Annotated in this window: 17 protein-coding genes and 2 pseudogenes; 3 read left to right on the top strand and 16 right to left on the bottom strand. The window is 24.9% G+C overall.

The features are described from left to right. Nucleotides 1–56: 56 nt before the first annotated feature. The 15 genes from AACK94_RS04190 to rpsB form a co-directional block, all read right to left on the bottom strand. On the bottom strand, nucleotides 57–863 hold the full coding sequence (locus AACK94_RS04190; protein WP_338975250.1) for a hypothetical protein: 807 nt from the start codon (nucleotides 861–863) through the stop codon (nucleotides 57–59). Continuing rightward, nucleotides 824–1,810, bottom strand: a complete 987-nt coding sequence (locus AACK94_RS04185; RefSeq protein WP_338975249.1) for a hypothetical protein — start codon at nucleotides 1,808–1,810, stop codon at nucleotides 824–826. The genes AACK94_RS04190 and AACK94_RS04185 overlap by 40 nt, the downstream gene beginning before the upstream one ends. Nucleotides 1,811–1,917: 107 nt before the next feature. After that, nucleotides 1,918–2,745 carry an endo-beta-N-acetylglucosaminidase gene (locus AACK94_RS04180; RefSeq protein WP_338975248.1) on the bottom strand — a complete coding sequence of 276 codons (828 nt, stop codon included), beginning with the start codon at nucleotides 2,743–2,745 and terminating at the stop codon, nucleotides 1,918–1,920. A gap of 864 nt (nucleotides 2,746–3,609) precedes the next feature. Beyond that, complete coding sequence (locus AACK94_RS04175; RefSeq protein ID WP_338975247.1) at nucleotides 3,610–4,314, bottom strand: ABC transporter ATP-binding protein; 705 nt, start codon at nucleotides 4,312–4,314, stop codon at nucleotides 3,610–3,612. 2 nt (nucleotides 4,315–4,316) lie between these two features. After that, nucleotides 4,317–5,045 (bottom strand): hypothetical protein, encoded by a 729-nt coding sequence (locus tag AACK94_RS04170; protein WP_338974971.1) that lies wholly within the window; start codon nucleotides 5,043–5,045, stop codon nucleotides 4,317–4,319. An 88-nt stretch (nucleotides 5,046–5,133) separates the two neighbouring features. Next, nucleotides 5,134–6,126, bottom strand: a complete 993-nt coding sequence (locus AACK94_RS04165) for a lipoate--protein ligase (RefSeq protein ID WP_338975246.1) — start codon at nucleotides 6,124–6,126, stop codon at nucleotides 5,134–5,136. Between the two features lie 7 nt (nucleotides 6,127–6,133). Continuing rightward, nucleotides 6,134–7,270 carry an alpha/beta hydrolase gene (locus AACK94_RS04160; RefSeq protein WP_338974969.1) on the bottom strand — a complete coding sequence of 379 codons (1,137 nt, stop codon included), beginning with the start codon at nucleotides 7,268–7,270 and terminating at the stop codon, nucleotides 6,134–6,136. A gap of 39 nt (nucleotides 7,271–7,309) precedes the next feature. After that, nucleotides 7,310–8,812, bottom strand: a complete 1,503-nt coding sequence (locus AACK94_RS04155) for an FAD-dependent oxidoreductase (protein WP_338975245.1) — start codon at nucleotides 8,810–8,812, stop codon at nucleotides 7,310–7,312. Between the two features lie 142 nt (nucleotides 8,813–8,954). Continuing rightward, entirely contained in the window at nucleotides 8,955–9,116 is a 162-nt protein-coding gene (locus AACK94_RS04150) for a hypothetical protein (RefSeq protein WP_338975244.1), read from the bottom strand. Between the two features lie 202 nt (nucleotides 9,117–9,318). After that, nucleotides 9,319–10,572 carry an acetate kinase gene (locus tag AACK94_RS04145; RefSeq protein WP_338975243.1) on the bottom strand — a complete coding sequence of 418 codons (1,254 nt, stop codon included), beginning with the start codon at nucleotides 10,570–10,572 and terminating at the stop codon, nucleotides 9,319–9,321. Between the two features lie 18 nt (nucleotides 10,573–10,590). Continuing rightward, nucleotides 10,591–11,583 (bottom strand): phosphate acetyltransferase, encoded by a 993-nt coding sequence (gene pta, locus AACK94_RS04140; protein WP_338975242.1) that lies wholly within the window; start codon nucleotides 11,581–11,583, stop codon nucleotides 10,591–10,593. Between the two features lie 23 nt (nucleotides 11,584–11,606). Next, nucleotides 11,607–12,335 carry a UMP kinase gene (gene pyrH / locus AACK94_RS04135; protein WP_338975241.1) on the bottom strand — a complete coding sequence of 243 codons (729 nt, stop codon included), beginning with the start codon at nucleotides 12,333–12,335 and terminating at the stop codon, nucleotides 11,607–11,609. Between the two features lie 63 nt (nucleotides 12,336–12,398). Continuing rightward, on the bottom strand, nucleotides 12,399–12,980 hold the full coding sequence (locus AACK94_RS04130; RefSeq protein ID WP_281749272.1) for a hypothetical protein: 582 nt from the start codon (nucleotides 12,978–12,980) through the stop codon (nucleotides 12,399–12,401). Between the two features lie 20 nt (nucleotides 12,981–13,000). Continuing rightward, nucleotides 13,001–13,879 (bottom strand): translation elongation factor Ts, encoded by an 879-nt coding sequence (gene tsf, locus AACK94_RS04125; RefSeq protein ID WP_338975240.1) that lies wholly within the window; start codon nucleotides 13,877–13,879, stop codon nucleotides 13,001–13,003. 5 nt (nucleotides 13,880–13,884) lie between these two features. Further along, on the bottom strand, nucleotides 13,885–14,670 hold the full coding sequence (rpsB, locus tag AACK94_RS04120; RefSeq protein ID WP_338975239.1) for a 30S ribosomal protein S2: 786 nt from the start codon (nucleotides 14,668–14,670) through the stop codon (nucleotides 13,885–13,887). Nucleotides 14,671–15,014: 344 nt separating this feature from the next. On the opposite strand from rpsB, the gene AACK94_RS04115 reads away from it, so the two are divergent. The 3 genes and pseudogenes from AACK94_RS04115 to AACK94_RS04105 form a co-directional block, all read left to right on the top strand. Beyond that, nucleotides 15,015–16,132 (top strand): IS3 family transposase gene (locus AACK94_RS04115; RefSeq protein ID WP_338975238.1). Its coding sequence is split into 2 segments (ribosomal slippage): nucleotides 15,015–15,285 and nucleotides 15,285–16,132, totalling 1,119 coding nucleotides; the frame shifts between segments, so codons are not numbered across the junction. 24 nt (nucleotides 16,133–16,156) lie between these two features. Continuing rightward, nucleotides 16,157–16,576: pseudogene (locus AACK94_RS04110) on the top strand (transposase); the annotation flags it as partial. A 42-nt stretch (nucleotides 16,577–16,618) separates the two neighbouring features. Continuing rightward, nucleotides 16,619–16,813: pseudogene (locus AACK94_RS04105) on the top strand (IS256 family transposase); the annotation flags it as partial. Between the two features lie 432 nt (nucleotides 16,814–17,245). Here AACK94_RS04105 and AACK94_RS04100 read toward each other — a convergent pair. Continuing rightward, nucleotides 17,246–17,536 carry an ankyrin repeat domain-containing protein gene (locus AACK94_RS04100; protein WP_338975236.1) on the bottom strand — a complete coding sequence of 97 codons (291 nt, stop codon included), beginning with the start codon at nucleotides 17,534–17,536 and terminating at the stop codon, nucleotides 17,246–17,248. Between the last annotated feature and the right edge of the window lie 2 nt (nucleotides 17,537–17,538).

Below are 17,538 nucleotides of genomic sequence, written 5' to 3'. Positions count from 1 at the left end.
TAACTTATACAATGACTAAAAATTACTATACTATTTTTATTTTTCATATTTCACCTTTAAATTTCTATATTAAACACAAATGATTGTTGAGCAATAACATTATTGTTATAAACTGGTTTAATCATTAATTTTAACTGATTATGAATAGATTTTAAATTTTTTAAAAAATAATAGTTTTGATTAGTTTCGCCAACACGATATCATTTTTTTTCATCAAAATAATAAATAGCATAATAACTTAAATTTTCAATATTAACAGCATCTCATTGAAAACGAGCATTGTATAGTATTTGATTATTAACTGTTCGATTAATTACGTATTCTGATTTTGGATTTGAAATTACTGTATTTTCTTTGATTTGATTATTAGTTGTTGGACTATTTATTTCAAATTCACCAACATTAAACTTAAAATTATTATTAGTTGCTTTAATTTGTAATCCTAATTTAGAAATACGATTAAAAGTATTAATACCACCAATTTTCTTTAAATCCAAAGTAATTTTAACTCAACCACCTTGTAACTCTTCTTCATTATTTGGTGAAAAAGTTTGACGGTTTGCTATTAACGATTTTTGATCAGTAGTAGTAACTAAAAAATTAACTTTAGCATTATTATCACCATTAGTATTATAAATAAAACTGATCTGATGGTCATTTTTAATTAAATTAGTTCCCATAATATCTCAATCATAAACTTTACTTGTATTTCAATCGCCATTAATTATACTACCTTCTTCATTAAAACCCGAACCAATAGCAATTGAATTTCCTTTTTCATACACTTGATCATAATCATAAAAACCAGAAATTTTAGAGATATCTAATGGTTGTTCTGGATGAGAATCATCATAAATTTTCATTGATAAGTTGGTAAAATATCAGTTAATCTACGATTTGTTCATGGATAATCATTAGCAACAATACTATTACCATTTTGATCATGATTAACAAATTTAATACCACTACCCATTGAAAAATTAGTTTTCTTATTTAAAATTTGATTATCATCAAATAAAGTAGTTCGTTCTTTAACTAAATCACCAATGCCATAACTTGATGAGTTATAACCATTATTAGTTAAATAATTATAAATAGTATCTTTAACAAATGGATTTGGTTTTCCTTTAGTAACTGCAGTTTTTATTCTAGGATCCGATATAAATGCTGCCTCTTGATAATTATCACTTGCATTTCAACCTTGATAATCATTTGCATTATTATTTGCTTGCATACCAATATTATTATTTCTAATAAAAGTATTTGTTCCTGAAAATTGAATATTATTAAATAAATTTGTTGTTTGTGTCGCAAATAAATAAGCTCTAGTACCATTAACATTATGATTTTTAGCTCAATTATAAGCATAAGATCCAAATGTTCCAGCACCATTATCTAAAAAATCAGAAATTCCAGTATACACATTTTTATTATATTGAGGTTTACCAGCAATCATTGTTTCTGCATACCCTAATTGTCGAAAATCATAACTTCCAAAAAATTGGGCATTAGCTCCAGCATCAAGAATAGTATTTAAATTTTTACCACTATAATTTGGATAATCTGTTAAAAATGATGTTGTTTTATCTGGTGTTTCACCAAAAGTTAATTGAATATCAGTTGGTGTAACTTCACCATTAGTTTTACGATAACCACTATCTGCCATTTTTAATGTTTCTATATCATTATATCCACTAACACCTTTTGAAACTGTAGCACCATTACGATAAAAAATTATTTTTAATGCTTGAATATTTGGATCACTAGCAGTAGCTACTTTATAATTAAATTCTTTAATAATTTCGGCCATAACATTATAATCTAAAACTGTACCATTGGGAGCAGCGCCGTTTGGTTCATTATTAATAAATCAACCATCAAAGCCATTATAATTAGCAATATTAATTAAAATATCAACTATTTTATAAGTACCATCACTATTTTGCTAAGAAAATCTTTTAACATTTCTTTTGTTAAACCATGATATCCATCAAGAAAAAGATTACCAAATATTGGTGTTCCATTAATGTGTGCACTATCAATAACATCAGCTGGTGGTGGAACAATTGGCCCTTCAAATCAAGAACCTGATCAATTAATAAAATAATTAGTATATTGTCAATTTAATGGTGTATTTTCAAATGGATTTTTTGTCCCTACTATTGTATTATCAAAAGTACGATGTTTTCGTGTTGAAAATCCTAGTTGATTATAATTAATATTCTCATCTTGGTTACTTGAGTTGTATGTTGCTACAAATTGACGTTTCTGTAAAGGTACTGTTGCTCGATTATACTTTGCATCATAATCTTTTTGTGGATTCCAATCTAAAATTGAATTCATTCTTAAATATTTTCGAGCTGAAGAAGTTATACCAAAATCAGAAGCATAATTACCATTAGGCATAAAACCTTTATTCAAAGGAACGCCAGTCACTGCTTGTTTTTTAATGTTTTGTGTTCATTGAAAACCAGTATTAAATTTTGAATAATTTAAATAATGACCAGTATTGCTTGGTTTAACATTTCCCAAATCATTAATATTACCAATATTATTAATAATATTTTGCGAGTTAGTATTATCAAAATTAATACCATCTCCATAATCTGAATTTGTTCAGTCAAAATTTGGTAAACCATTTAAATAATCACTACCATCTAAACTACCAATATTACAAGCAACTACTAAACTAGCAGGAGCAGAAATTAAACTAAAAACACCAAAAAGTAATAATATTTTTTTCATTATTTTTTATCCTTTCATTCCTCAATTAAAAAATCTTTTTGATAAATAAGAAAACAACATAGTAAATATCAAGATTCCAATTAATGTTTGCCAAATACTAGTAAAAACAACAAATGATATTTCATTATAATTTTGAATAATTTGACTTATTCCTAGTGGATCTAAAAATTGATATGAAGTAATCAACATATTAAACCAAATAAAATATTTAGTTGGACACAAATAACCAATAATAATAAATATTAAATTATTGTTAGTTACTGTTGGTTGAATTAAAACATCCGAAAAAATAATGAAAAATATGGTAAAAACAGCAAGCATTACAAATGATAAATTAAACTTAGGGAAAAATGTTGTAATAAATATGTTAGCAACTGTTAAAAAAATGTTAATAATATCATAGCAAATATATAGAAAATTCAAATAAATCATCTAATATTAGAAAGCAAATTTAGATGAAAATTAAATATTGAAATTAAAGAATAAATATTATAACAAATAATATTAATACTTACTGATAATGATACCATTATTAAATTTGATAAAAAAATTGTTAAAATAATATAATATTCATTAATACCAATTATTTTTATTCTTTTTAAAAAGTTTTTCTTTCGCCACTCAATCATAAATATTCCTAAATAAAAAGATGAAATAAAAACTGATATTGATAAAAAATTTAACAAAATGGGAGGTAAAATTTGATAGTAACTATAATTATTTCATAATCATGATGATAATGCAGAAATTAAAAAACCTAATAAAAATACAAAAATGTAAGTTCTAGGATTTACAAAAATTACTTTTGAAATTAAAGAAAAAAGTCTTGAAAATTTAGAAACAGTACTTTGTTTGAATAATTCTTTAGTTACCATTAACTTCATTTTGATAATACTCCACCATCATTTTACGTAAACTACCATATTTTTTTATAATTGCATCAATACTTTGGTTTTGATAAATTTCACCATTTTTTAAAATTACTACCCGATCACAAAGTAATTCAACTTCTTCTGGTGTGTGTGAAACAATTAATAAATTAATTTTTTTAATTTCTTTTCATGACTTAATAAAATTAACAAGTTTAATTTGCATTTTTAAATCTAAACCAGTAACTAACTCATCTAAAATTAAAATTTCAGGATCATTTAAAATTGATAAAAAACAATTAAATCTTTGTCTTTGACCACCCGAAAGTAAAGAAATTTCTTTTTTCAAAATATCATTTAACTCAAAAACATCAATTAATCCTTTGCCTTCTTCACTTTTAATATATTTTTTATTTTTATAAAATTTAATTAAATCAATAATTCGTGTACCAACTGGTCAATAACCTTCTTGAAATTGAACACCAATTTTCCGACTAACCTTTTTACCAACATCATCAAGAAATAATACTTTACCTAATGTTGGTTTTAAAACTTGTGAAATTATTTCAACCAAAGTAGTTTTACCAGAACCATTAGCACCTAAAATAGCAAGTGATTGTGAAGCAAGTATCTCTAAATTAATATTTTTTAAAACCTGATTTTTACCATAATTTTTACTTATATTTTCTAGAATAATCATTTTTATTTTCCTTGTAAATTATTATTTAAAATTTCTTCATATAATTGATTAAACATTTTTTTCATATCAGAATCCAAAATTAATAGTGGCTTTACTGTATTGGCAATGGGTGGTTTATTTCACATATATTCACCTTTGTTATTTCGTTCCACATATTTATCAAAAGTATAAAAATCAATATCAATTGATTTTTCAATTGTTCTACCTAAATCTTGAATTCAAATTTTTACTCATTGAAAATAAAAACCAGCTTCAAAATACTTCATAACTCATAAGTTTAAATATTCATTTGCATTAATATAATTACTACTTGGATCATTAATTTTATTAATAGTAAACTCAATAAAATATGTTCGCAATGTTAAGGCCATGTATATTTGCATTGATTGTGAATGAATAATTTTATTATTAATATAATCATTAATATCTGCTGTTGGTATACCAATTTCATCATAGCCAGGTTTACCAGCATTTTTACTTGCTGAATCACGGTATTTATCAAATTCAGCAAGATAAAAATTATTAAAACCATTAACAATATCATCATTAGTTTTACCTACTTTATCAATAGCATCTTGATATAAAAATTGTCAAACATTTAATTGATTTCTATCTTTTTTTGGTCAACCACGTGTTGGATAAAGAATATCATTTATACTATTTGTTTGATCAAAACTATTATTTACTAAAAATGTAATAACATTGCTAATTGGTGTTATAAAAATAAACATTATAAATAAAATCCATAAATATTTCTTCATATTTCCTCTTTAATATTAGTTATAAAAGTAAGAATATCATAAATAAGAATTTTATTCATTATTTTATTATACTTTTTATGATTTCTTCAACAAGAAAATTTTCACCAAAAATTTCATTAATATTAGCATTTTCAATGATATTAGTAATAGTTGCTAAATTATATTTTTGTTTTTCTAGTTTTTTTTCTAAACTAGTAGTACCTGCTGAGCCTAGGAAATCACCATATATTTTAATATTTTCAATAATTCCTGCCTTAACATTCATTCAAACGTGAATAGTTCCTTTACTAGGAAAAAGTGTTTTATGCTTTAAATCAAAATCTGGAGATTTACCATAAACTCAATCTCAAGTTCGATATTTAGTATTTGCTAATAATTCAATATCAGCAATCATTTTTTCAGAAAATTCCATAATCTTTGTATTTTTTGTACTTTTTAATTGTTCAATAATTAAATTTTGAAATTCTTCAATTGTTATTGGTGGATTTAATAATGGTAAAATATTTGTTACTCGTGCTTGTACTGATTTAATACCTTTTGATTTTAATTTATCCAAATCAGGTTTTAATACTTTTGGTAACATTTGCATATCAACATTAAAAAGAATAGTACCATGATGTAAAATTCGATTTTTATATGTATATTGGGCATTACCCGATATTTTTTTATCATCAACTAAAATATCATTTTTACCACTAAATTGAGCATTTAAACCTAGACTTTGTAAAACATTAACTATTGGTTTTGTAAAAAGAGCATAATTACGAGCATTATCTTTATTTTTATCAAAAATAAAAGTAAAATTTAAATTTCCTAAATCTTGATAAACAGCTCCACCACCAGATAATCTTCGTACAACATTAACTTTTTTTGTTCTTACATATTCATTATTAATTTCTTCAATTGTATTTTGGTTTCTACCAACAACAATAGTATTATTATTTTGTCATAATAATAAGATTTCATCAGTTATATAAGGATTAGTAATCAAATATTCTTCGGCTGCTAAATTAAAATATGGGTCTTTGCTATTATTAATATAATAAATCATTATTAATTTAATCTCCTTTATCTTCAGTTTTAAAATTTGTTCATTTATTAACAAATTTTAAAGTAGTTTTGCAATATGTATCATAATCGGTAGTGACGGCTCTTATATGTTTAGCAAATGGCATAATTAATAATTCACTTATTGTTTCTTCTTCATAATTTATTTTCTCTTCATACATTTTTTGTGCCATTGTTGCTGGTACAGTTTCATCATCATTACCATGAATAAATAATACAGGAATTGAAGAACAATATTTTAATTTATTAATAGGATCAATACTATTAATATTAAATTTATCTTTTAACCTAAAGAAAAATTTAACACCATAATAAAATCAAAATCAATGAAGGTTAAAGTATTGTTTACCCATAATTTTAATAATATGACTAAAACTATCAAATCCACAATCAGAAATTGCACATTTAACACCAAATTTACCAGTATCAAATCGAGATATTGTTTCCAAAACAGTACTAGCACCCATACTATTACCAATTAAAGTAATATTGGGGGGTTGTTTAAAATCTGTTTCTGTTAAATAATTATTAAGACTTAAAATAACAGCATATAAATCATCTGCTTCTTTATTGCCAAAAGTAATTGCATCATGAATATTATTACTACCATGACCTCTTGTATCATAAGTAACAATACTATATCCCTGCTCATAAAAATGTTTAACTAAATATAAAATGCTATAGCGATTTTGTTGTCAACCATGAGTTGCAATTATTCATTTATGATTTTTATTAGATTGATGATTATTAATGAAAAAAGCTGATAACAAGCGATTATCATAAGTAGTTATCGTCATATCTTGTGCTTCCATCATATCCCAATTACTATCATCAATCATTAGTTGTAGAGAATTTTGTAATTCCATATCTCGATTATAAAAACTCAAAGTATTAAGATCAATTTTATCAAAATTTGGATTAGTACTTCGTCCAATTCGTTGAAAATTTTCCATAACATTTCGCATCATTAAACCAATAAAAAAATTAGTAATTAAAAAAGGAATAATCCATAATGGAAAAGTAAATATCAAAATAATTTTTAATCATCAAGCAATTTTATATTTACTTTCTTTAACTGGTGAAGTCATTCTTGCTCTAAGTTTTAAATATTTTTCATTACTAACCATTATATTTTATTCCTCTCAAAATTAATTTGATAAGGCAATCTATTTTTTCTTACCTTTTAAATATGGATCTGGATATGTAACATCTTCTTTTGTTAAAATTCCTGTTGCTAAAAGTGCTGCCGCAGTAACAAAGTTATAAGGCTTATTAAAGTGTGGTAAAAAATACATATCAATTAATGGAATTTCATCAATAGTAACCTTTTTCAATATTGCTAATGAAAACATTGCAATTGTTTCTGTATGATCATGAGTTGAACCAATTTCAGCTCCAACAATACGACGAGAACTCTTTTCTCATATAATTTTAATTTTTACTTCATGATTTTCACTCATAAAAGGTGGAAACACTGTATCTTGATAAAAATATGCTTCTACATTATTAGAACCTAAAATTGCTTTTGCAGAAACTTCTGATAAACCAGTAGCACATAACTTTCAACCAAAAACAGCAATTGCATTTGTTCCTTGAACACCAGGAAAGGCGATTCTTGTTTTAGGATCTGTTTTTGCAACATTTAATCCAGCAATTAAACCACTACGTACAGCATTAGTTGCTAAGGCAATATTAACATTTTTATTTCAAGCATTTGAACGAATATTAATACAATCACCAATTGCATAAACATTAGGATCTGAAGTTTGAAAATATTCATTAACTTCAATTGCACCACGAGGATCTAAGTTAAGTTGAACTTTACCATTCTCATCTTTCAAGATAGCAGTATTTGGTAAGAAACCAACAGCCATAATTACTAAATCAGCTTTATATGTTCCTTTATTAGTTTTTACTTCACTCACTTTATCATCTTTAATAATAAATTCTTGTAAAGTTTCTCCTAATTGTAATTTTACTCCTACTTTTTTCATATCTGCTTCAACATCATTTGTAAATTCTTCATCATAATAACGAGGCATAATACGATTTTCAAAATCAATTAAAGTAACTTCTTTTTTATCTTTATAAAAAGCTTCTACTAATTCAATACCAATATAACCTGCACCAATTACTACTACTTTTTTTACTTCCGGTTTACTCAAATCAGAAATAATTTCTTGAGCATGTTGGTATAGTTTTGATAAATGAATGCCATTTGTTAATTTAACACCATTTAAAGTATCTTTAACAATCGCACCATCTTTATGAGCAATTAAACCAGGCATTTCTTTACCACCTGGATTTAAGATTGGTCATGAACCAATTCCTAATACTAACTTATCATAACTTTCAATAAATACTTCATTAGTATCTAAATTTTTAATAGTAACAGTTTTTGCTTTACTATCATATTTAATCATTTCATGTTTTTCTTTAATTTTAACACCTAATGCTCTTAACTTTTCAATTGTGGCATAAAATAATCCTTTTGGATCAGTAAATTCTTTACCAACTCAAAGAGCAATTCCACATCCTAAAAATGAAATATTATCATTACGATCATATGCTACTACTTCACTATTTGGATTAGACCTCATAATTGCCTTTAATGCTGTTGTTCCGGCATGATTAACACCTATAACAACTATCTTTTGTTTTCTTTCCATGCTAAAATCCTCTCTTACTTATTACTTTTTTTCAATTTCTTTTATTGTGTAATCACAAATACAAATATATACATTATTTTATCACTTTTTATTTAATAGTTACAACTCTTTCTTTGTTCAGTAAATGAATATAACAATAATTTTAAGAAACTGAAATTGCCATTGCTGATGGACTACTTCCATCATGATCATGATGATATTTATTAATTTCTAATAAGCCACGACAAGTATCTCAATTATTATTTAAGAACGGCTTATTAGTTTGTTTATTTTTTTTGTCATAATTATTTATTTTATTTATCATGCTTTTATCAAAATTTTCAATTTCATCTTTTTCAAAAATTTTAAAAATTTTTTTTCTTTAATGTCTTTATATGTCATACTTTTTTCTCCTTGAATCTTTAAAGTATTTATTTTTAATTAAAATTTGATAATTATTAAGTATTTTCACTTAATTTAAACATTATATATCAAAACAAAAAACCTTAATATATTTTTTTCATTTTTTAAATATTTTTTAATAAATTATATGTATCTTGACAAATCATTAATTCTTCATTTGTTCTAATTTTAAAAATAGGAACTTCTGATTGTTTATCACTAATTTCTAAGTAATCATTATACTTATCATTATTTTTATTAGTTACTAATTTTAAAGTAAACACTTTAATTTCCTCAATAACTAATTGACGAATAATTGCAGAATTTTCACCAATACCTGCTGTAAATACTAATGCATCAATATTACTATCTAAATCATTACCATATTGAACAATATAATTAGCAATTCTTTGAACAAACATTTTTATTGCTAATTGTGATTGTAAATGATATTTATGGTTTTTATCATTACTACTTGCAAGAACATCACGTAAATCAGAAGAATGTCCACTAATTCCTAATAAACCTGAACTTTTATTTAAATCATTAGTAATAGTTTCAATAGTTGCTTCTGCTTTAACATTACACATATAACCATGAATAGAAGGGTCAATGATACCACTTCTAGAACCCATAATTAAACCATCTAATGGTGTTAATCCCATGCTAGTATTAAAACTTTTACCATTTTTAATAGCACAAATACTAGCACCATTACCTAAATGACAAATAATAGCATTAATCTTATCTTTTGGTTTATTTAAAATATTAGTTAATTTATCTAAAATATAACGATAACTAGTACCATGAAAACCATATCTTCTTACCTCATATGTTTTATATCAATCATATGGAACTGAGTAAAGATATTTTTCTTCAGGAATAGTACTATGAAATGAAGTATCAAATACTGCCACATGTTTAGCATGTGGAACTAATTTTTGAAAAGATGATAATCCTTTTAAAGCTGGTGGATTATGTAATGGTGCTAATGGAATACATGCTTTGATACCAGCAATGACTTTCTCATCAATAACAATTGAGTTATTAAATTTTTGACCACCGTGAACCATACGATGACCAATTCGTTTAATATCATCAAAATTATTAATGACCTTATACTCAATTAATGCATCAATAACTGTTTGTGCTCCTATAACATGATCGGCAATATCTTTCGTTACTTCATGTTTAATAAAGTTATCACCATTAGCAATTTCAATAATAAAATTACTATTTTTAATAGCTATCCTTTCAACTAAACCTTTACAAAGAATAGTAAAATGAGGTTGTTTATCATTATCAATAGCATTAAAAAGTTGAAATTTAATAGAACTACTTCCAGCATTAATAACTAAAATTTTATTTTGTTCTGACATATTTGTTTTATCTCCTTATTAATTCTTAATTAATGTTTGAATAGCAGTGATCAATGCTGTGTAATAAATGTCATCAATAGTAGCACCACGAGAAAGATCATTAACTGGCTGATTTAAACCCAAAACAATAGGACCAATAGCTTTATAATCACCTAATCTTTGGGCAATTTTATAACCAATATTAGCAGCATCTAAAGTTGGGAAAATAAATGCATTACAATGATTTTTAATTGTTAATTCTGGGAATTTTTTATTTCGCACTTCTTGATCTCAAGCAGCATCAAATTGAATTGGTCCTGCTACTTGCACATTCTTTAATTTTAAATGCTGAACAAAGTTAGTAGCATTACGTACTTTATCAACACTTTCACCACTACCACTAGTATTAGTAGAATAAGATAACATTGCTAATTTAATTGGATTAAATTCTAAAAGTTCGCCAAAGTGAATTGTAGATTTTGCAATATCTGCTAATTGTTCAGCTGTTGGATTTAAATTAATTGAACCATCACTAAATAAAAATATTTCTTCATTTTTATTCATAATAAATGTACTTGAAACAGTTTTAGTACCTGCTTTTGGTCCAATAATTTGTAAAGCCGGACGTAAAATATCAGCAGTAGTAAAAGTAATACCACCAACAAAACCATTAACTTCTTTATTATTTAATAACATCATTCCATAGTAATTACGACTTAATACCAATTTATTAGCTGCTTCTAAAGTTAAACCCTTTGCTTTTCTTAATTCATATAATTGATTAGTAAAATTTGTTACTTGATTTTCTTCAATAGATAATGTTTTAATATTAGAATTTTTAATATTACTAGGAATTTCTTTATCATTATTAAATAATAAAACTGGTGTAATAAAATTTTTAACAGGTGAATTATCATTAATAATTTTTAAAGCTACTGCCTGTACTTTTTCATTATCACCTTCTGGAAATAAAATTCTGATTGATGTTTTGCTTTTTTGTAAAATAGATAAAATAAAATCTAATAGTTTCATATTATCTTCTCTCCTTTAATTTGTTAATTTTGATTGCTAATAATAGTTGCAATTGCTTTATTTTGTACTGCTTTAATGATATTATTTTCAACCTTAATATCAAATACCATAATTTTCAAGTTAGCTTCCATGCACATTGTTGAAGCAGTTAAATCCATTACTTTTAATTGTTTATCAGTAATATCTTGATATGATAAATGTGAATAACGAATAGCATTTTTGTTAATATTTGGATCTTTATCATAAACACCATCAACGCCATTTTTTGCCATTAATAATATATCCGCATTAATTTCAGTAGCACGAAGTGCTGCTGCAGTATCCGTTGTAAAGTACGGTGAACCAGTACCACCAGCAAAAATACAAACATAGCCTTTTTCAAAACTACTAATAGCTTTTTTGTAATAAAAAGGTTCAGCAACTTGATTAATATCTAATGATGTTTGCACAATAACTTTTACGTTAAGAGCTTTTAACTTTGATTCAATTACCAAAGCATTCATAATAGTTGCTAACATTCCCATATAATCAGCATTAATTCTTTTTAAACCAATCTTTTCTCCTTGTTTAGCACCACGTCAAATATTACCACCACCAATTACTAAACCAACTTCTACTTTTGCCTTAACTAGGGTTTGAATTTGTTGACAAACATTATCAATACTTTCATTATTATATAATTCATTACTACCATCACCTAAAGCTTCACCACTAATTTTTAATAATATTCGTTTATATTTAAATTGTTCCATTTTTGATCATCCTCCTTAAATTTAATATTATAAGAAGCCACAGATTGCTTTGTGGCTTCTTATTTATTTACTGTTATCACTAGATAATGAATCATTATTTGCGCTTTCAGCGACAGTTTCTAATTCAACGTTAGCAATAACTTTTTGTGCTAAATGATCTTTAACAAAAAGTTGTGCTTGTGGAGTAATAATTGTTAAACGTTTTTTAATTTTTTTAATACCCTGTTCATAAACAATTTTTAAAACATTTTTCTTTTGTTCCAATGCAACAATTTTACTAGTATTAACGCTTTGTCCAAAGAAATAAATATTATGTTCATCAACTGCGATACCAAAATCAAAACTAAAAATATATGCTAATCCTAACATGATAACTAAAAATATATACTCTACTATTAATAAACTTAAAAAAGCAGGATCAGATTTAATATATTCTGGTTCAAATGTTCAAACTTGCATTCCAATTGGAACAATTGAGATAACTAAACCAATTACCCCAACTATTAATGTTGCTACTAATAATTTTAAATTCAAAAATTTAATAGTTGTTTTTGGTTTATTAAAACTATATCATCCTCAAACAAGAATAACTAATAATAATATAAACATTACTAATGCAATATAATATATAATTTGAAAATTCACTTTATTTACCTCCTAAATGTTTATTTGGCAGAACTATCAATTTTTTCACCTAATTGATAACGTATCATAGCTATAATTGTAGCATGATTTTTAGTTAAATACTCTTTAACCTTAATTGTATTATCTTTAATATAAAGTTGATCAACAATAGTTAATTCAGATAATACTTTTTCAAAACGACCTCTTATAATATTTTCAAGAATATTATTAGGACGTTTTTTTGCTTTCAATTTTTCTTCTTCTTTTGTTTTTTCACTAATAATTGATAATTCTTTATCACGAACTGTTGCGGGTATGTGATCAATATCAATATATTTAGCATCTGCTGATACTAATTGCATAGCAACATTATTTGGAATATCACTTTCCTTATCAACACCTTTGATAATAACTAAACCACTATATTTACCACCACCATGGACATATGAACCAAAAACTTCATCACTATTTTTACTTAAATATTGAAAACGATTTAAAACAATATTTTCACCTAATTTAGCGATAGCAAATCTTATCTCATCATTTAAACTTTCACTACTTCCATCAGCTTTTAACATTAAAGCTTCTTCAATAGTTTTAGGTTGATGTTTTAAAATTGTTTCTAAAATCTTAGTAAATAAATCATTAAAATCTTCTAAATCAGCAACTTGTTCAGTTTGACAATTTAATTCAGCAATAATTGCATTATTACCACTAATAACAACTTTAGTAACCCCTTCAGTGGCTTTATTAATACTTTTTTTCTCTGCTTTTGCTAAACCTTTAATTTTTAATAGGGAAAGTGCTGCTTCAAAAATATTATTTTTTTCCATCAAAGCTTCTTTACAATCAGTAATTGGTAAATCGGTTGTATCTCTTAATTTTTTCAATAATTTAACATCTACTTTAACTTCTGACATATAAACTATTCTCCTTTATTCTTTATTTTTTCAATTCCATTTGCAGTTTTATTTTGATCAAGACTAGTAGTTTCTTCTACTACTATTTCTTTTTTATCAATAACTGGTTTTACACTTTGTCCTTCATTAATAGCTTCAGCAATTTTCTTTGTAATTAAAGTAATTGATTTTGTAGCATCATCATTACCAGGAATAATATAATCAATATTATCTGGATTTGAATTACTATCACAAATCGCAATAATTTTGATACCAAGTTTAACTGCTTCTTCGACAGCAATTTTATTAGTAATAGTATCAGTAACAAAAATAGCTTCTGGTAATTTATACATATTTCTAATACCACCAAGATTACGTTCTAAACGCGCTTTTTCTTTAATTACTAGCATTTGCTCTTTTTTTGTTAAAAGTTTAATTTCTCCACTTTTTTCTTTATTTTCAATATCAATTAACTTTTTAATACTTGATTTAATAGTTTTAAAATTAGTTAAATTACCACCTAATCAACGTTCTGTTACATAAGGTGAATTACAACTAATTGCAAGTTCTTGCACAGCTTCTTTGGCTTGTTTTTTTGTACCTACAAATAAAACTTTACCACCATTTTCACTAGTTTCTTTAACAAAGTGACAAGCTTCATCTAATTTACGCATTGATTTTTGTAAATCAATAATATGAATACCATTTCTTTGACCAAAAATATATTTACGCATCTTTGGATCTCATCTTTTAGTTTGGTGACCAAACTGAACTCCCGCTTCAAGGAGTTGTTCACGTGTTACAACTGACATATTGTCTCCTTCTAATTTGTTTTTCTTCCATTTATTTCTAACATTGGCCACTTTTTAATTAAAAAGCACTAGGCAATGAATTCACAAATGTGTTGCTTATTTTCATTAAATTAAGCCTATACATTGTAGCATATTTTTTATATTTTAAACAAATTATTTTTAAACATAAAAATAGAATTGTATTTTAATAAACTATATTATAAAAATATTTTTTTATTTTTCTTAAAAAAATAATACCAATAAAAACACACAATATATTATAAAAGTATGGATGGGTTACACTTTATTGGACACTAATTACATAGACAAGTGAACAAATTAGTTAAAAGAAAGGAATTATAATTATGGTCACTATTAACTCATATTCAGATGAATTTAAAAAACAAATAGTAGCTTTATATCAAAGTGGCAAATCAGTATCTTGCCTTGTTAAAGAATACAATGTTACAAGAGCAGCTACTTACAATTGAATTAAGCAATTTACTAATTCAGGTAGTTTTAAAACTAAAGATAATCTTTCAGATTTAGAAAAACAATTAATTCAAGCAAATAAAGAATTAAAACAGTTACGAATGGAAATTGATATTTTAAAGCAAGCAGCACTAATAATAGGCAGAAAGTAGAGATTATTGCAAATAATAAATCTAAATATAAAATTCGCACAATGTGTCATTTTTTAAAACTCTCTAAATCAACATATTATTTTAATTTAAAGAAAAAAAATAAAATTCAAAATAATATTTATGAACAAGCTGTTATTAGTGCTTTTAAAGAAAATAAAGAAGTTTATGGTACTAGAAGATTAAAAGTCATACTAGCAAACCAAGAAATTTATTTATCACGCAGAAAAATTAAAGAAATTATGAATAAGCATAATTTAATATCAAAATACACTAAATTATCATTCAAAAATTATCATAATAAAGTCAATGATAGTCAAATAACCAATCTTGTTAATAGAAACTTTAATAATAGAATTAAAAATGAAGTTATTGTTAGTGATTTAACTTATGTTCAAGTTAATGGTAAATGAAACTATATTTGCCTATTAATCGACCTATTTAACCGCGAAATTATTGGACATAGTGTTGGAGTTAAAAAAGATGCATCATTAGTATATCAAGCATTTATGCAATCAAATCACTGTTTAAAAGATATTGAAATATTTCATACTGATCGCGGTAATGAATTCAATAATAAAACTATTGATAAACTTTTATTAGCTTTCAACATAACTCGATCTTTAAGCAAAAAAGGATGTCCTTATGACAATGCTCTTGCTGAAGCAACTTTTAAAACTTTCAAAATTGAATTTATTAATGATAAAAATTTTACATCATTAATCCAATTAAAATTAGAATTATTTGATTACATCAATTGATATAACAACATAAGAATTCACAGCACTCTAAACTACCTAACTCCAATTAGTTATCAAAAACAAATGTCTACCAAAAAATAGTCCTAAAAAGGGTTGCCATTCCAAAAATATGTTTCATACAAACATCGAAAAGGTCTAGTTGCAGATTTAAAACCAATTTATAGTGCATGTAGTGAAGAACAAGCAATGCAAGCTTTAGAATCGTTTGAAAGTAAATGAAATAAACAATATCCTCAAATTACTAAATCTTGATATAAAAATTGAGATAATTTAATGGTTTTTATTAGTTATCCAGTAGAAATCAAAAGAGTGATTTATACTACAAATGCTATTGAATCTGTTAATAGTCAATTACGAAAAATCATCAGAAATAAAAAAGTTTTTCCTAATGATATGGCAGTTTTCAAAATATTTTACTTGGCAATTGAAAATATAACAAAAAAATGAACATTGCCTATTCAAAATTGAAATACAGCAATTGCTCATTTTATGATAAAATTTGAAGACAGAATTAATCTAAATTAGTAACTTTGTAAAACAAAGATACACAGATTATTAAAAAGCCTCATTGAATCTGTTAATAGTCAATTACGAAAAATCATCAGAAATAAAAAAGTTTTTCCTAATGATATGGCAGTTTTCAAAATATTTTACTTGGCAATTGAAAATATAACAAAAAAATGAACATTGCCTATTCAAAATTGAAATACAGCAATTGCTCATTTTATGATAAAATTTGAAGACAGAATTAATCTAAATTAGTAACTTTGTAAAACAAAGATACACAGATTATTAAAAAGCCTCTTACTTGTTGAAGCTTGATTTTGTAAATCGATTGCATTTATTTCATTTACTAATAATTTTGTTTTTTCAATTCTTTTATTGATTTCATTTATTTTTTTGTTATCAATTTCTAATTGAGCAAGTTTTAAATTTATTTGTAATTTTTGATATGGATTTGGTTCTCTAAAATCAATATTGGTTGTTATTTTTTGTACTTAATTTGCTAATTCTTGAAGAGATTTAACTTCAAAATTATTTTTATTGGTTGTAACATTAAGAATAGTAGGTAATCCAAATTTATATCGTTGCTTTATTTCTTGTTCATAAATTTCATAGGCTAATCTTTCAACTATTTTTGGGTGTTTGTTTTAGCAGCTATTGTTAAAGCTGTATCACCATTTTCAATAGTATCTAGTATTTATAATAACCATTTGTTTTTAAATATTTGGCTATAATTATTTGTCCATTAATATTATTTAATATTCAAGGATCAGGTCTATTTTTAACTACATGATAAATATTAACATCATTATCTATTAAGATATTAACTACATCTAAATGACCATTTTGCGCTGCTCATATTAAAGCGGTTATATCATCGCATATATAATTAACATTGCCACCATTTTTAATTATTTTTTTAATTACTTGTAGATCACCACTTTTAGCAGCTTTTATTAAATTAATATTTTGAATGTCCATTT

Source organism: Spiroplasma endosymbiont of Monopis laevigella (assembly GCF_964019975.1).
Classification (GTDB): domain Bacteria; phylum Bacillota_I; class Bacilli_A; order Mycoplasmatales; family VBWQ01; genus Spiroplasma_E; species Spiroplasma_E ixodetis_A.
The sequence above is the reverse complement of the archived record's forward strand: the minus strand, read 5'-3'. Positions and strand labels throughout refer to the sequence as shown.